Here is a 16071-nt window from a genome sequence, read left to right as displayed (position 1 = left end):
AAACTCTTTTTATCCTCCATCTAAATGTTCGACTAATAACCAGTTACCAGAGTGATTGTAATGACCCCACAATGTAACTAATTGTTTGTGGGGATAAGCGCGTAATTGCTCGTCGATATGCGATCGCAAAGTCACAAGCTGCCAATTTTGCCCTTGACATGCGGCTGGTGCTGTGACAGCAAATCTATATTCCTCCCGATCCAAGTGGGAGAAAATGCCTTTAAAACAGTTAGTTTCTCGAATTAATGCCTGGTCAAAAACAGAGTCAGGGTACTCATTTTCCGATGGACAAGGGCAATAACCACTATCTGGATAGGCTTGTGGGTTATTTAAGTAATACAGTTGCCAGTGCAGCCAATCCGAACGATTGGGTGGAAGATTAAATAAAGGAATAATTGCTGTTTTTGAGCGATTATCCTCTAATAAAGCTGTTTGCAGGGATCTAACAGGTAAATCCCTCGGCTGACAGTTTAACTCAACACACATCGCCGCCGCCATACCTGCTGCTTGACCAATGCCCATAACCACAGGTTGTAATCTGGTAGCGCCATTGGCAATGTGGGAGACAGAAATGTTCTTTTCACAAACCAAGAAACCATCTGTAGTGGCTGGGATTAGTGAACTGTAGGGAATTGTAAAGGGAGTCCCAGTCCAACGTCCGCCCCAACGGATAGATTTTGGTTGCAGTGAGAATTGAACACCAGGATAATGATGATCATTGGCGTAATTACCAACTGTGATCGTTTCACAAAACCTCGCATCATTAAATATAGATGCAACTCTTCCCCCAGCGATGGGCAAAATATCCTGTTCGCGGACAGTAGTTAGCCCCACTAAGCGGCGGCTTTCTCGGTAATAGGGATGCAGTGCAAAAGCTGTAGAGGCGTGAGGAAATACTTTTTCTGCTAAACCATAGCGGCGACCAAGCTGATTTTGGATAAAATGGGCAAAATTTTGGCTGTGCCAGCGAGATTCTTGGATGAATTCATCTCTAGACACATCTGACTCTATCAGCCGCTCTAGTCCGCGATCGTAGTCATTGCCACAGATTGGCCAATTAATCATAAATTGACCACCAGGCAAACGTCCATAATTCAAAAAGCGCAAACCTCGCGCGTCCGAGTCTCCCGGCGTGAGAGTTTGCAAGACTGTCTCTGCTCCATAACCATCCCAAGCGCTTGTAAAGTGTGATGGATTATAGTTAGGGGCAACCGGAACTTCTGGAGACATTACATCACCAAAGTCTTGCATAATCACTACATGAGTGGGCGCTTGCACCGGATATTTCTTGGTGAAAGAGTTAAAAGTCACTGGGGCGCTGGGTTCTTCCCATTCAGATTGCAATTCCCAGCCCCAACGGTAAGGTATGTTAGCTAAAGCTAATAAATCTCCTAATTCTGTGCCGTCGAGAATAATTTTAGCTGTGACAGCAAAATCAGCAAAGCGCACACCAGTAATAGAATCACCTTGACGGAACACTTCTATTGGCACTTGTCCAGAAATCCAGTGCAGATTTGGCAATTCCTGCACCCAATTGGCAAAAATCTCCGCCCCAATTCGAGGCTCGTAACTAAAAAAGCTTACCCAACTGTTATCTAATCCTCCGGGCTGTCGTTGTCGCAATTCCTGCAAAAACGCGCCCCATAACCCTGTTTGAAAAGCTTCTAATTCGTTGCCATCGGGTACAGATACTCCAGCCGAAGTTAGCATTCCCCCTAACCAAGAAAATTCACTTACCAGAATCGTTTTGGCTCCCCGTCGCGCCGCTTGGATAGCAGCCGCAGTCCCTCCGGTTCCACCACCGACAACTAAGACATCAGCTGTGTATGTCTGATTAACCATTGCTTAATTTAGAGAGGACTTAGGCAAAAAATAACCCAAACTTTGATTTTCCGGTAGGGGCAATTCATGAATTGCCCCTACCGCGTGTAGTTTTGCGTAAGTCCTAAAAATAGTCAAAATCTTATGAACTACCCCGCCCATCTAAGAAGATGAAGAGGTTTCTGACACTTCATTTCGGCTATCGGCTAGTTGCTTAAACACTCCCACGCAGCCTGAAAAAAGTCGCGTTCGCAAAACATAGCATAACGATAGGTTGAATGCACAACAGAATTGCTAGTGGCATAATTGTCAACCAAACTTTCTAATTGTTGTGCTAGTGGTTGAAATTCTGCGCTGCTGTAAGTGCGAATCCAGTCTCCATATTGATGATTAGGAATACCATTACAAGCTAACTGTTCTCCCAAAAAGGCGTACAAACGCATACACGGAGACATCGCCGCAGCAGTTAAACCCACGTCTTGCCCCCAAGCAGTTGCTAATAAAAAGTCAGTGTAGCGACGGGTGGCGGCTCCCGGTTTCACGGAGTTCAAATTGACTTTCCACTGAGAAGCATAGCCACTATGCAACCGCAGTTCTTCTAAAACTCCATTAGCTAAGTTATGAAATGTGGTGAAACCTAACCAGTCTGGTGCTTTAGCTGCGGCTATACTGTAAGCACGGGCAAAAGCTTCTAAGAAAAAAGCATCTTGTCCTACGTAGTAAGCAAATTTTACCTGTTCAAGAGTACCATCGCCAATGCCTTGAACGAAAGGATGCTCTAGGCAAGCTTGAGCTAAGTCTTGATTTGCTGCCCATAATTCGTTAGATAAAGTCATTTGTTTTGTACCCTCAAAAAGGAAGCACTTAAAAAGGCAAGAATTGGAGTAGGAGTGAGCCAATGTTTCCAAACAAGTCAACGAAATTGGAATTACCTGTCTTTACCTTTTCATTTACGGGTGTTTGCAGTTCTTTAATAAAAGCCTGCGCTGTTTGTGTTCCAGAGTTATTGTTCTGGGATGTAAACAATTTTTCAGCTACTTGGGCATCTTTTAATGCACCTTGTCTATCTAGTATTTGGTAACGGGCGATACCACGAGCTAAATAAGCGCCTGCATATTCTGGTTTAATAGCGATCGCTTGATTAAAATAACTGATTGCTTGTTGTTGGTTGCCTTTTTGACCTTCTGCTACACCCAAAGCATAAAATTCTCCTGGGGAAGCAATTTGTAATGGTATCCCAACTGCACCTTGGAAGTTAGCACCATTTAGGTAAGCACCAGTCAGTTCTGCATTTACTAGATAACTATTTCTCAAATCAGCACCCGCCAAATTTGCTCCACTAAATTTAGTTTCGCTCAAGTTAACACCAAATAAACTAGCGCCACTCAAGTTTGCACCCCGCAAATCTGCACCACTCAAGTTTGCACGGCTGAGGTTAGCACCGGTGAGATTAGCCCCACTCAAATTGGCTCCAGATAAGTCAGCCATCACTAAACCTGCATTAATCAAATCACAGTTTTGACATTGTTTGGTTGCTAATAACTGTCTAATATGTTCAGAATTCGCTGCTTGTACGCTTGTTGTCAAACTAATCGTAGTTAAAAATGCGGCTGCGCCTAGAATTTGGTTCTTCATATTCGCGTAATATTTATTGCTCAGTAGTCAGCATTAACTGAGATGGATTTATACTTCAGCTTATGATATTAGCAATCTCAACAATTTGACCTCTGTAGTTACCTATATCACTTGTAAATTTGAGTATAGGGGTTCTCCGTTAGGTTTAATACACCGTGTTTACCAGACTATAGCTTTTGGTGCGTCTCTGTGCGATCGCATTATAAAAAATAACCAAGATATTAATGTCAAGCAAAATGATGCACTCCACGCTAGTCAAAACTGTGCAAAATATCGTTTCAAATAAACCATCTGTAAGATCCATTTGCTCTTGGATGTCCTGATTTTAAATAAATATGAGACTATAGAAGCATTAAGACAGTTAGAAAAACGTGAGTCAGCAAGACAAACTCTTAGAAAAAATTCTCTCTGGGACTTCTGATACAGACATCCCTTTCGCCCAATTGTGGCAACTCTTATATACGCTAGGGTTTGATGAACGGATTCGTGGCGATCATCGCATTTTTGTCAAAGCCGATGTTGAGGAAATATTAAACCTCCAACATAAAAAAGGAAAAGCCAAAAGTTATCAAGTTAAACAAGTCCGTGCAGTAATTATAAAGTATAAGTTAGGAAGTAAAAATAATGTTTCGCTATGAAATTATTCTCTACTGGAGTGAATTAGATCAAGCTTTTATTGCACAAGTACCAGAATTATCAGGTTGTGCTGCTGACGGTAATACTTATCAAGAAGCCCTGCATAATGTAGAATTAGTTATGCAGGAATGGATAGAAACGGCTAAAGATTTAGGACGTTCAATTCCTCAACCTACACCGCGTTTGATGTATATTTAATTGATGTGAAAACCAAGTCAAACTGATTTTTTAGGATCATCATAAATAAATATTTTCTTTACACCATCGGAACAGTTATATCCCCGACTTCTTAGAGGTTTTTTGAAAAGTATTTCGCTGTGATTTTAGGAACTTAGAGATCCCCCCAGCCCCCCTTAAAAAGGGGGGAACCGGAATCAAAGCCCCCCTTTTTAAGGGGAGCCACTGCGTTGGGCGGCTCTGCCGACTTGAAGCACGTGGCGTGGATTTAGGGGGATCTGAAATGTTTTGCTACCAATGAGAGGACTTTTCAAACAGCCTCTTTAAGAAGTCGGGGATCTTGATGCTAATTGTTAGTTACTGGCAATTTTACAAATTACCATGATATGTGATTTATATTTGTCAATACTATATTGAATAAATTCTAATCCAGAACGTTCTAATTCTTGCAAAAGTTGAGGAATTTCAAATTTATGATGTCGCCAAATAGTAATTTCTTCCCCTTCAGAAATTTCAATACTTTTAGCTATCCCCATTCGGTTGAAATTTATAGTGTAATCATGATGTAGTTTGATATTAGCAATTATACTATCGGTTTTTAAATCATACTTTCTAACCAATTCACAGTCTTCAGATTTAATCCCAATTTTATTTTTAACCCATCCATATATTTCTTCTACATGATATTTGCATCCACCTCTCACCTTTCCATCCCATGTAGAGTTTAAGCCAATTTCATTGGTAAACACCAGACAATCGTTTTTTCCCATACTATCTCTAAAGTTTTTGAATACCTCATCTCTATTTTGATGGTTTCCAATAGTAACACCTAGATGGAAAAATATTTTTGCTGTATTGTCAATTTCAATATCGGTTTTATTTTGAAATAAGGTTATAGGTACAGGATTATTTTCTATGTCAATTGTGGAACTAATAAACTCGATTAGAGGAAACCATTTTTTAAAATTATTTTGGGATACATGAAGTAGTTCTTCACTTATATCTAGAGCTATATATTTATTTACTTTTTCCAACTTATGAAGTCTTTGAATAAATTTTTTAACAGGATATGAATTACCTGCACCAACATCTACAATATTTATTTTTGTACCAGTTTGAATACTGTTATTAAAGTAATTGAAATTTTCATTTAAAAGGTCAATTTCAACATTCGATGTTCGATACCATCTAGGAATAACATATTTTTGATAAAAATCGTCCCAGATTTTTGCACCTCTACCTTTATAAGAATACTTTAGAGGTATTTCTCGTTTGACTTCTAGTGCATGAATTATCCCTATAACTTCTTCTTTAGAAAAAATAGAGTAGAACTCAGAACTTGGTTTTGCCATGCGACTGATAGCAGTTGACATCTTATCTGAGGGAAGTTGGGAATTATTATCAAAATTTTGGGACATTATTCTCGTTCTTTGGTTTTCTTCGGTATTCAAATGGATTAGTCGCAATGCTTGCCAAATAAGTATTTTCTCATGTCGGTGTCCGAAAAATTGAATCCAAATTTCAACTTATCACCACAAATAGATCCCATATTACCTACTGAGCAATTGGTTTTTTATAATCAAAGTGCGAGATAATTTTTCAAAGATACAGGGGTGCATTTCAGTGGTTCAGCAACCAGAACTCCAGGAAACTTCGTCAATACAACCAATGCGGCGCGTGCTTAAAAGTTTAAGCGCTTACCGATGGACTTCACTAGGAGCATTGGTCAGCTTGTTGATGTTGACGATCGCAAATGCCGTTACCCCCCAACTATTTAGATGGGGAATCGATCAGGGTATTAGCCAAAACAACCTCCAAATTGTGCTATACAGCGCTGCCTGGATGGTACTCGCCGCGATCGCTCGTGGTTTGTTTAACTTTGGACAAAGCTATTTGGCAGAAGCAGCATCTCAGGGTGTAGCTTATGACCTGCGGAACAAGATTTTTAGCAAAATTCAAAATCTCAGTTTCAGCTATCATGACCAAGCGCAGACTTCCCAACTGTTAACCCGTGTCACGAGCGATATTGAGCAGATCCGTACCTTTGTAGGTACTAGCCTGATTCAGGTCATTGGTGGCATTGTCACATTGGTGACTATTGCGGTAGTTTTGCTAGTAATGAACTGGCAACTAGCACTGATTACCCTAACAGCAGTTCCCATATCAGCATGGTTGATGACAAGATTTGTTACTCGCAATAACAACCTTTTTCGGCAAGTACAAGAGCAACTGAGCAACCTGAATGCAATATTGCAAGAGAACTTGATCGGAATTCGGGTAGTGAAAGCCTTTGTCAGGGAATCAACCGAAAGGTCGCGGTACACAACCCTAAATGATGGTCTAATTAGGGCAAATATGAAGACCATTAACGCCATCCATAATACCTTCCCGTTTATCTTTTTGCTGAGTAATTTGGTAACACTGGCAGTTTTCGGCTATGGGGGAGCGCAGGTAATTGGGCGTAAGTTCTCCATCGGCGAATTGGTGGCGTTTAACTCCTACCTCGCATTAATTCTCCAACCTATTTTGTTGATTGGATTTGCAGCACCTGCGATCGCTCAATCAGCTGCTTCTGCTGAACGAGTCTATGAAGTTGTCGATGCGGAAATTGAAATCCGCGATCGCCCCGGTGCTGTCCCGTTTGACACCTGCGTTGGTAGAATCACCTTTGAAAATGTTTCCTTTCGCTATCCGGGAGCCAGTACTGAAACTCTCAAAGAAGTTTCCTTTGAAACAAAGCCCAAAGAACTAATCGCCGTTTTAGGGATGACTGGTTCCGGGAAAAGCACAATTATGAACTTGCTTGCCCGCTTTTATGATGTCACCAGGGGAGCAGTTCGTATTGACGGACGAGACGTAAAAGATTTTACCCTCAAAAGCCTGCGATCGCGAATTGGGATTGTATTTCAAGAAACCACCCTTTTCTCTGGCACAATCCGCGAAAATATTGCCTACGCTAAACCCGATGCAACCCTAGAGGAAGTGATTGAGGTTGCAAAAACTGCACAAATGCACGATTTTATTATCGGTCTACCCGATGGTTACGAGACGATTGTCGGTGAGCGGGGCGTAGGCTTATCTGGCGGACAAAAACAAAGAATTGCGATCGCTCGTACCTTACTAACCGATTACAGCATTCTGATTTTAGACGATAGTACCTCAGCCGTAGATGCCGCTACTGCTGCCCATATTCAAGCCGAACTAGATGGCTTAATGCGTCAAAAAGCTTGTACAACTTTTGTAGTAGCTCAACGCATTAGCACTGTCAAGAATGCCGATCGCATTTTTCTCATGGATAAAGGCCGATTAGTAGCCCAAGGCACTCACGAGGAATTGATGGAAAACAGCCCCCTCTACGGGGCAATCTTGGAATCTCAGGTAAAGGCGAAAGAAAAAAATAATCCAAAACTAACATAAATAGTATTGCTTAAAATTTTTGTAACAACCTTGTAATCCAAAATCTAAAATTGCTATGACAAGCACAGTTCCTGTTGTTGCATCTGAGCAGTCGAGTCAGCAACTCCCGACCCTGCGGCGCTTTTTACAATACGTACTACTTTATCGCAAAGAAATTCCCATTGCCTTGACATTAGTATTCTTTGGTGCTGCAACCCAGGCAATTGGCCCGTTTTTCCTCGGTTGGTCGATCGATCACCTAATTGCCCAAGGTAATTTGCAAGGACTCCTAATGTTATTAGGGTTACTAGCGCTGAACTACGGACTTGGAGTTTTGGCAACCAGGGGTCAAATTATTCGAGTCGGCTGGATTATGCAGCGATTGCTAGCTCAATTGAGGCAAGATATTTTTCTTAAAATTCAAAGTCTGCCCCTCAGTTTTTTCGATCGCAGCGAAGCGGGCGATTTAATGAGCCGCCTACTGAATGATGTCAATACCGTAAATCAAGCATTTGGACTGACGATCGCGCAAATGCTCGGCAACATTTTCAGTTTGATTGGTATAGTCATTGCCATGCTCTCAATCAACCTCCGACTCGGCTTGTTGAGCAACCTGGTTGTGCCACTGATGATTTTAACCACAAGTGTATTTGCACGTTGGGCAAGAGCCAGGTTTCGCGTTACCCGACAGACGATTGGGGAGCTTTCTGCCAAGTTGGAAGAAGATATTGTCAGTGTTCGAGAAGCACAGGCATTTAATCGGGTACAGATGAACATCGCAGAATTTGACGTTCTCAACGCTGCCAATCGTGATGCCAACGTTGAGGCAGTGGCAATTACTTCCGCCTTTTTGCCCTCCATCGATTTTCTGAACACACTCGCAACCGCAGGGGTTCTGGCTTATGGGGGTTATCTTGCCGTCACTGGGGCTGCAACAGTGGGTGTGGTGACATCCTTTTTACTTTACGTCCAGCAGTTCTTCCGCCCTATCCAGATTCTCAGCCAGTTTTACACCCAAGCTCAATCTGCCTTCGCTGGATTAGAGCGAATCTTTCTATTACTAGATGAACCGTCAGAACTCAAAGACGCACCCAATGCAACAGAAATGCCACCCATTCAGGGGGAAGTGAGATTTGAGGATGTCAAGTTTGGTTACAACCCAGATCAATTGGTTCTCAAAGGGGTGAATTTGCACGCCTATCCAGGGCAGATGATTGCATTAGTTGGGCCGACTGGTTCGGGAAAAAGCACAATTATTAACTTGATTTTGCGCTTCTACGATGTATCTGGCGGTGCAGTGAAAATTGATGATATTGATGTGCGTAGTGTTACTCAAGCCAGTCTGCGGCGACAAATTGGCATCGTCCTGCAAGACAATATTCTGTTTACTGGCACCGTTGCTGAAAACATTGCCTTTGGCGCTCCCTATAGTACTCAAGCTGACATTGAAGAGGCTGCACAACTGGCAAATGTACATGACTTCATTACCTCACTACCACAAGGCTATACAACCCAATTGGGTGAACGGGGAGCGCCCCTAAGCCAGGGACAGCGACAACTAATCAGTATTGCCCGTGCGGTGTTAGTTAACCCGCGAATTCTGATTCTTGATGAAGCCACCAGCAGCATTGACACGCGCACAGAAGCGCTAGTACAAACTGCGATCGCACGTTTGCTGCAAGGTCGTACCAGTTTCGTAATTGCCCACCGTCTCAGTACAGTTACTCAGGCAGATCGGGTATTAGTAATTCAGCAGGGACAAATTGTAGAGCAAGGTACTCACGCCGAACTCATCGATCGGCAAGGTGTCTATGCCAACCTCTATAGTCTACAACTGGGTGCAGCAGACACAACGGTTCTTCAAAATGAAAAGTAAAATATATATATAGTCTCGAATTTACCAATTGCCAGAAAAGGAATGAAGCTACCTAACCTCGATTCAGAAAGCATCAATCGCATCATTGAGATGGCATGGGAAGATAGAACATCTTTTGATGCGATTCAGGCTCAGTTTGGACTGCTGGAGAAACAGGTAATTGCCTTAATGAGGCGCGAAATGAAAGAATCTAGTTTCAAAATGTGGCGAGAGCGAGTTACCAAACGCAATACAAAGCATTTATCTAAGCGAGAATTTATTGCAGGTCGGTTTAAATCGCACAATCAAAAAACGTAACTAATTGAAAGTAAAATGACGAAAGTTACACTCTACATTGCAGCTAGTTTGGATGGTTATATTGCTCGCAGCGATGGCAGAATTGATTGGCTATCAATCCTTGATATAGAGGGGGAAGACTACGGTTATGGTGATTTCTACGAATCCATTGATGCTATTGTTTTGGGCAGCAATACTTATGAAGTAGGACTTGGTTTTGATGAATGGCCTTATCCGGGAAAGAAATCATTTGTTTTCACCAAACGCCATCTCCAATCTGACCGTGAAGATGTTGTATTTATTTCTGACACAGTAAAGAACGCCTTAGTAAATATAGAGGCTCAAGGTTTTGAAAATATCTGGCTAGTGGGTGGCGGAGCATTAATCAATTCGTTTCTTCAGCACAGCTTGATTGACGAATATATTATTTCAACGATTCCAACTATCTTAGGTGGCGGTATACAGCTTTTCCCACCGCCTACCCCTGAAGAACAATTGCAGCTTATTAACTCAAAACAATATTCTAGTGGTTTACTGCAATCACTTTATAGGCGAAAAGAGCAGCATTAAAAATGCATATTTCACAATTATGCTTCAAGTGGTGAGAAGTCCGATGTTCAAAACTTCGGGGAATTTAAACACCACCTGAATCGCGTCAAAACCCTTTTGAATTACAAATTAGGTTGGAACAGCCTCAAGAAGCTTCTGAACAGCTTCACTAAACTGTTCATAAGGAGAAACTCCCACGATGGTTTCTGCTAAAATACCATCTTTGAAAATTAAAACTGCTGGAATACTGCGAAGACCGAATCTTTTAAAAATAGGCTTATTTCTGTCAACATCTACCTTAACGACTTTAGCGCGGCCTTTGTATTCCTCGGCAAGTTGCTCCATTAACGGACTGACCAGCCGACAGGGGCCACACCAAGTAGCAGTAAAATCAACAACAACTACTTTCTCTTCACTTCCATTTAAAACAACATCAAATTCACTTTCTTCAACATAACTAACTATCTGAGTATCAGCAGACATTTTTTAATTCCTTAGTATCAAAATAAAATTGCAGCAAAAACTTACTATACAAACTATACCTCCTTCTGCCTGTCAGATTCATCAGCCACTTGTATGAAAAAATCCCCGCAACTAACTTTTGCTCTGTCGCGGGGATTTAATAATTTTACATAAGGTGCGATCGATCGCTACCTCACATCTTCAAGACGTAGAAGCATCATCTCGATCAAACAGTTCTAACAACCCAATAGTGCCTACAAAAAAAGTATAAGCAGCATATTGTATTGGCATCTTTTTTTTTGAAGGTGCATAAAAAGCTGCTATAATACCCTCAATAAAATGGCAGGTCACGGCAAAACGCTCAATCCAAAAAATTGGATTTAGGCTAATTGGTATATTAATATTATTTATTTCTGCATAAATATTCCCCGATTCTAATGCGATTGCGCTGGTTATAAGCACTGTAGATAGGATTTTTACAAACGTAAAAATGTTTGACTTTTTAAACTTTAAATTCATGCAATTGATAACTGCCAGATTATAATTTCCGTTTTTGGAAAAACTTCTAAAAAGATGGGCATGGTGTATTAGTCCTGCCATCCCCGTAAACACCATGACTCAGCAGGGACTTCCAGCTAAAAAAACACTCCATAATAAGTTAGCACAGTTGTGCTACCTTACAAATGTAAAAATAATTTATAATAATTTATTTTTTGCAATTCCTTCAAGATTAAATCATCAAATATTTAAAAACTGATAAAAGTGTGGAATAATACACTGATGATAAATTTAATTGCCCTTTAGAGATTGATAAAAAATGTAAAGCTATGATTGCTCAACATTACAACTCAATTCATGTTGAAAACAACTTGCTTCAACAAATCCAAATTAAAGAAAATCAGTTAAAAATTGCCCAAGAATCTAACATGCCCCATGTAGCAAAAGCACTACAGAGTCAATTATTAAAGTTACAGTCTCAATTGTCAGAGCCGCAAGATGTTGAAGTTCAAGCGTTGATGAGTTTGCTAGACGATTAAAATCGTAAATTTTTGTTGCAAAGTTTATTCAAAATATAAAAGCTCTGTTAATCGAAAGCAGAGCATAATCATTGTAATGCCTGAGAGTGCAATTCAATTTACCTGCTATAGCTTAAGAAATAGCAGTACAAGAAGTAGCGATCTAAAATGTCATAACAGCATAATACTTCTTACTTAGATACAGCGTATTTCAGGTAAATGAAGTACACGGGTAGGGGCACAACATGTTGTGTCCCTACGATTATCTGTACCTCACCAAGTTGCAATCTGCTGTAAGATACAGAACTCAGATTTGATTTTTGAACAAACTCAGTACAACTTTCCTGTTGCCTGCATATTGCACTTGCACTTCGCATCCCACACAAATTAATTCATAAATCAAAGCGGACTACTCTATTCAGGTTTTTGCTGAGTAGGTGGTCTTTTAATCTGCTGTACTGAATCAATCTTAAGAAGAGGTTTAAGTGATGGTAGTTGCCTTTGCCTAAGAATTTGAATTTCTCTCTCAATCGAGTCTTTTCCTTGCCTAAAAAAGTCTTGAGAATTATATGGAACTAAGTCACGCGATAAACTTTGAGCTTGTGCTGGAGTCAATCTAGGAACCGATTGTTGAGCATTGGCTGAAGTTTGTACAGCCAGTAAAAAAGCTGTTGAAAGCAGTAATGCTTTGATTTTAATACATCCAGTTAATATCAGGTTTAACATGATTGATATATTCTTTATGTAAATGCTGTTTCAAACCATCTTCTGTTGGTCTTACTATAAACAAAATACACTTATTGCTTTGCTAATTACCTCACACAAAGGGTTGAATTAATTAATTAAATTAACTTGTAAATATCTAAAACTGGCTGATTTAATCCAATATCCTAAATAGGAAACAACCCTCCTAAGTTGGGTTACACTCTTGGGAATAATACTACTTAGGGGATGCTGTCAATACACCTCAGTGATAATAACGAATAAACGATGGTTATCATCCAGAACGGGAACATTAATTAGCTTAATAGTAAAAAGAAGTAAGTGGGTCAAATTAAATATAAAACCTCACCCTGCCTCCGGCTTCCCTCTCCAAAGTATCGAAGAGGGATTGAGGGTGAGGTTTGATCTTATATTTAATTACGTCTACCTACTTACTTGCTTGGCTCCTAACATTAACTATTAAAAAGTCAGACAAGCAGTATAAATCACTACTGTCAAGGATTCGCTAAGACAAAAAAATGTTCGGATAGCGGAGGTTTAATACTAATCTGATAGACTATCTTAAATTTGAAATTATAAAAGCTGGTAGCCCAGGGCTGATAACTAAACTATGAGTGAAGCCTTATTCTGTATCGAAAATCTGCGAGTTGCCTATCCTCAACGGAGTGGAGAAGAGGCAAGCTGGGCGGTTGATGATGTATCTTTCACCTTGCAACGAGGTGAAAAAATGGGATTGGTGGGAGAGTCTGGTTGTGGCAAATCAACTATAGGAAGGGCAGTAATGCGTTTACTACCAGCCTCTAGTTGTATTGAGGGACGGGTGACATTTCAAGGACAGTCGGTGTTTGACTTAATGCCCAACCAGTTGCGGAAGTTTCGAGGAGAGGCGATCGCCTTAATTTTTCAAGATCCCATGACACGACTCGATCCGTTGATGACGATTGGTAAGCATTGTATTGAAACCCTTCAGGCGCACTCACCAGAATTATCAACGCGGGAAGCCAAAAAAAAAGCACTTGCTACCTTAGAAAAGGTGAATATTCCGGCTAGTCGCTGGAATCAGTATCCCCACGAATTTAGCGGTGGAATGCGCCAACGGGTTGCGATCGCCTTAGCTTTACTTCTCAACCCCAAGTTGATTGTTGCTGATGAACCCACCACCAGCTTAGATGTCACTGTTTCCGCGCAGATATTGCAAGAATTAACTCGCCTGTGCGCTGAAGAAAACATGGGATTGTTGCTGATTTCTCACGATTTAGCAATGGTGGCTGAACATTGCGATCGCATTGGCGTTATGTACCACGGCAAAATGGTCGAAATGGGTTCTACAGAAACCGTCTTTAGGCAACCTCAACATGAATATACGCGATCGCTCTTAAAAGCAGCTTTACATATTCAAGCAGTAAAAGATGATGGAGAATTGATAATTGCCAATCACTCAGAAAAGCAATTACCGATTATTAATGATAAATCCCCAATTTTGAGTATTACTGAACTCAAACAACACTATACGATAGAACCTAACTTTATCGAACGACTGTTTAACACACAAACCCAGACTATTAAAGCAGTAGATGGTATTAACCTGGATCTCTATCCCGGAGAAATTCTCGGCTTAGTCGGCGAATCAGGTTGTGGTAAAAGCACACTATCACGAACAATTTTGCAACTAATTCGTCCCACCAGTGGCAAAGTAGAGTTTTTAGGACAAGATTTAACTACCTTGTCGCGTCAAGAAATTCGCTCCTCACGGCGACAAATCCAAATGGTTTTTCAAGATCCTCATGCTTGTCTTAATCCAGCAATGACGGTGGGACAAAGTATCGCCGATCCTTTATTTATCCACAATCTAGCCAATACCGTTAAAGCAAAAGAACAAGTTTTTTGGATGCTAGAGAAAGTTGGATTAACACCGCCAGAAGTGTATTATGAACGTTATCCATCCGATTTATCTGGTGGACAACAGCAAAGAGTTGCGATCGCTCGTGCTTTGATTACTCACCCCAAACTTTTGATCTGCGATGAACCAGTAAGTATGTTAGATGCTAGCGTGCAGTCGCAAGTGCTGGATTTGATGTTGCAATTAAAAGAAGAATTTGAGTTAACTTATCTATTCATCACCCACGATCTTTGGTTAGCTCGATTTTTGTGCGATCGTATTGCTGTGATGAATGCCGGTAAAATTGTTGAAATCGGTCTGACAAAAAAGATTTTTGCCAATCCTCAGCACCCTTATACCAAAAGCTTATTAGCTGCTGCTCCCTTACTAGCACGTGCTTAACTCAACAAAGTGAGGACTCACACAAACAATAGTCCCCGATTTATCCTACGAAAGATGTAAGGCGATCGCTTTTTTAACACTTCTCACAATTTGTAGAAACTCCCGTAAAACAGGTGTCATATCCTCTTGTCGCCATACTACAGCCGTTTCTACTAATGGTGTTTTTTCTTCTAAAGTGCGATAAACTACACCAGCCCTTTGAAGATTTTGCAAAGAAGACGGTACGATCGCAATCCCCATTCCTGCTGACACTAGCCCGATAATTGTCTGCATTTGGATTGCTTCTTGAGTCACTTTTGGGCTAAAATCCCCTTGCTGACAAAGACTCAGGATTTGATCGTAAAGTCCAGGGCCTAAATAGCGGGGGAACATAATAAAATTTTCGTTCAAGAGCGATCGCACTGAAATATTTTCTTGTCTAGCTAAGAAATGAGTTTCTAGCAAAGCTATAATTAGTCCTTCTTGCTGAATGCATTCTTGATTGAAAGTGTTGTCTTCTAAAGGTGGATGGGCAAAACCTACATGGATACGGTGATTGAATAGCGCTTGTTCTTGCTGAGTTGTCGTTAATTCTTGTAATACTAACTCTACCTCTGGAAACTGTTCTCGAAACCGCCGCAAAATCACAGGCAGCAAATCGTAAGTTACCAAGGTGGTGAAACCTATTCGTAGTTGTCCTTTCTCACCCCTACCTGTCCGTTGAGTCAGATCAATTGCCTTTTCTAGTTGAGCGAACAATTGATAAGCTTCTTGCAAAAATACTTGTCCGGCTTCCGTTAGTTGCACCTGTCGTTTGGTTTTGCGTTGAAAAAGTTCTACCCCTAGTTCTGCTTCTAGCTGTTGAATTTGCTGGCTTAAGGGCGGTTGAGCGATATGAAGTCGCTCTGCGGCTCTACTAAAGTGGAGTTCCTCAGCTACAGCAATGAAGTAGCGCAGGTGTCGCAGTTCCATAGTTTTGATATTTTATAAGTCTCAAATATTCATAAATATATATTGGACATCTCAAAAATTGCTATCTATGATACTCATACATGGAAGTCAGAGGAAGATGTAACGATGTCGGAGAACTTAAGAAGCCAAGTTGTGACGCAAGGGGTGCAGCGATCGCCAAATCGGGCTATGCTGCGGGCAGTTGGTTTTAAAGATGAAGATTTCAACAAAGCCATTGTCGGTATTGCCAACGGTTACAGTACGATCACTCCCTGTAATATGGGAATAAATCA

At 40.9% G+C, this 16071-nt stretch carries 17 protein-coding genes; 9 read left to right on the top strand and 8 right to left on the bottom strand.

Going from position 1 to position 16071, the window contains the following annotated elements; all coding sequences use genetic code 11:
• Positions 1 to 9 precede the first annotated feature (9 nt).
• The 3 genes from V7K38_RS27110 to V7K38_RS27100 form a co-directional block, all read right to left on the bottom strand.
• Positions 10 to 1842 carry an FAD-dependent oxidoreductase gene (locus V7K38_RS27110; RefSeq protein ID WP_334862460.1) on the bottom strand — a complete coding sequence of 611 codons (1833 nt, stop codon included), beginning with the start codon at positions 1840 to 1842 and terminating at the stop codon, positions 10 to 12.
• A 185-nt stretch (positions 1843 to 2027) separates the two neighbouring features.
• Positions 2028 to 2657, bottom strand: coding sequence for a TenA family protein (locus tag V7K38_RS27105; protein WP_334862458.1), 630 nt, complete (start codon positions 2655 to 2657; stop codon positions 2028 to 2030).
• Between the two features lie 28 nt (positions 2658 to 2685).
• Entirely contained in the window at positions 2686 to 3456 is a 771-nt protein-coding gene (locus tag V7K38_RS27100; RefSeq protein ID WP_334862456.1) for a pentapeptide repeat-containing protein, read from the bottom strand.
• Between the two features lie 85 nt (positions 3457 to 3541).
• On the opposite strand from V7K38_RS27100, the gene V7K38_RS27095 reads away from it, so the two are divergent.
• The 3 genes from V7K38_RS27095 (at position 3542) to V7K38_RS27085 (ending at position 4290) form a co-directional block, all read left to right on the top strand.
• Positions 3542 to 3742, top strand: coding sequence for a hypothetical protein (locus V7K38_RS27095; RefSeq protein ID WP_334862454.1), 201 nt, complete (start codon positions 3542 to 3544; stop codon positions 3740 to 3742).
• Positions 3743 to 3827: 85 nt separating this feature from the next.
• Positions 3828 to 4094 carry a type II toxin-antitoxin system HicA family toxin gene (locus V7K38_RS27090; RefSeq protein WP_334862452.1) on the top strand — a complete coding sequence of 89 codons (267 nt, stop codon included), beginning with the start codon at positions 3828 to 3830 and terminating at the stop codon, positions 4092 to 4094.
• A complete protein-coding gene (locus tag V7K38_RS27085) occupies positions 4081 to 4290 on the top strand; it encodes a type II toxin-antitoxin system HicB family antitoxin (protein ID WP_442940810.1) in 210 nt (69 codons plus the stop codon). Before V7K38_RS27090 ends, V7K38_RS27085 begins: the two co-directional genes overlap by 14 nt.
• A gap of 332 nt (positions 4291 to 4622) precedes the next feature.
• On the opposite strand, the gene V7K38_RS27080 is transcribed toward V7K38_RS27085, so the two are convergent.
• Positions 4623 to 5687, bottom strand: a complete 1065-nt coding sequence (locus V7K38_RS27080; protein WP_334862449.1) for an L-histidine N(alpha)-methyltransferase — start codon at positions 5685 to 5687, stop codon at positions 4623 to 4625.
• A gap of 205 nt (positions 5688 to 5892) precedes the next feature.
• Between V7K38_RS27080 and V7K38_RS27075 the strand changes: the two genes are divergently transcribed.
• The 4 genes from V7K38_RS27075 to V7K38_RS27060 are packed head-to-tail and all read left to right on the top strand — an operon-like array spanning position 5893 to position 10387.
• Positions 5893 to 7686 (top strand): ABC transporter ATP-binding protein, encoded by a 1794-nt coding sequence (locus V7K38_RS27075; RefSeq protein ID WP_334862447.1) that lies wholly within the window; start codon positions 5893 to 5895, stop codon positions 7684 to 7686.
• Between the two features lie 55 nt (positions 7687 to 7741).
• Positions 7742 to 9541, top strand: a complete 1800-nt coding sequence (locus V7K38_RS27070; protein WP_334862445.1) for an ABC transporter ATP-binding protein — start codon at positions 7742 to 7744, stop codon at positions 9539 to 9541.
• Positions 9542 to 9583: 42 nt separating this feature from the next.
• Entirely contained in the window at positions 9584 to 9838 is a 255-nt protein-coding gene (locus tag V7K38_RS27065) for a TIGR03643 family protein (protein WP_334862443.1), read from the top strand.
• A gap of 15 nt (positions 9839 to 9853) precedes the next feature.
• Complete coding sequence (locus V7K38_RS27060) at positions 9854 to 10387, top strand: dihydrofolate reductase family protein (protein ID WP_334862440.1); 534 nt, start codon at positions 9854 to 9856, stop codon at positions 10385 to 10387.
• 108 nt (positions 10388 to 10495) lie between these two features.
• Here the strand turns inward: V7K38_RS27060 and trxA are convergent, their stop codons facing one another.
• Together trxA and V7K38_RS27050 are read right to left on the bottom strand one after the other, a co-directional pair.
• Complete coding sequence (gene trxA, locus V7K38_RS27055) at positions 10496 to 10849, bottom strand: thioredoxin (protein ID WP_334862437.1); 354 nt, start codon at positions 10847 to 10849, stop codon at positions 10496 to 10498.
• 180 nt (positions 10850 to 11029) lie between these two features.
• Positions 11030 to 11347 (bottom strand): hypothetical protein, encoded by a 318-nt coding sequence (locus tag V7K38_RS27050; protein ID WP_334862503.1) that lies wholly within the window; start codon positions 11345 to 11347, stop codon positions 11030 to 11032.
• Positions 11348 to 11655: 308 nt separating this feature from the next.
• On the opposite strand from V7K38_RS27050, the gene V7K38_RS27045 reads away from it, so the two are divergent.
• On the top strand, positions 11656 to 11865 hold the full coding sequence (locus V7K38_RS27045) for a hypothetical protein (RefSeq protein ID WP_334862435.1): 210 nt from the start codon (positions 11656 to 11658) through the stop codon (positions 11863 to 11865).
• A gap of 393 nt (positions 11866 to 12258) precedes the next feature.
• Here the strand turns inward: V7K38_RS27045 and V7K38_RS27040 are convergent, their stop codons facing one another.
• Positions 12259 to 12570, bottom strand: a complete 312-nt coding sequence (locus V7K38_RS27040; protein ID WP_334862433.1) for a hypothetical protein — start codon at positions 12568 to 12570, stop codon at positions 12259 to 12261.
• A 607-nt stretch (positions 12571 to 13177) separates the two neighbouring features.
• Between V7K38_RS27040 and V7K38_RS27035 the strand changes: the two genes are divergently transcribed.
• Complete coding sequence (locus V7K38_RS27035; protein ID WP_334862431.1) at positions 13178 to 14848, top strand: ABC transporter ATP-binding protein; 1671 nt, start codon at positions 13178 to 13180, stop codon at positions 14846 to 14848.
• Between the two features lie 45 nt (positions 14849 to 14893).
• On the opposite strand, the gene V7K38_RS27030 is transcribed toward V7K38_RS27035, so the two are convergent.
• Complete coding sequence (locus tag V7K38_RS27030; RefSeq protein WP_334862429.1) at positions 14894 to 15799, bottom strand: LysR family transcriptional regulator; 906 nt, start codon at positions 15797 to 15799, stop codon at positions 14894 to 14896.
• Between the last annotated feature and the right edge of the window lie 272 nt (positions 15800 to 16071).

Source organism: Nostoc sp., from assembly GCF_036917465.1.
In the GTDB taxonomy this organism is placed as follows: domain Bacteria; phylum Cyanobacteriota; class Cyanobacteriia; order Cyanobacteriales; family Nostocaceae; genus Nostoc.
This window is presented reverse-complemented; position numbering and strand designations above follow the sequence as displayed.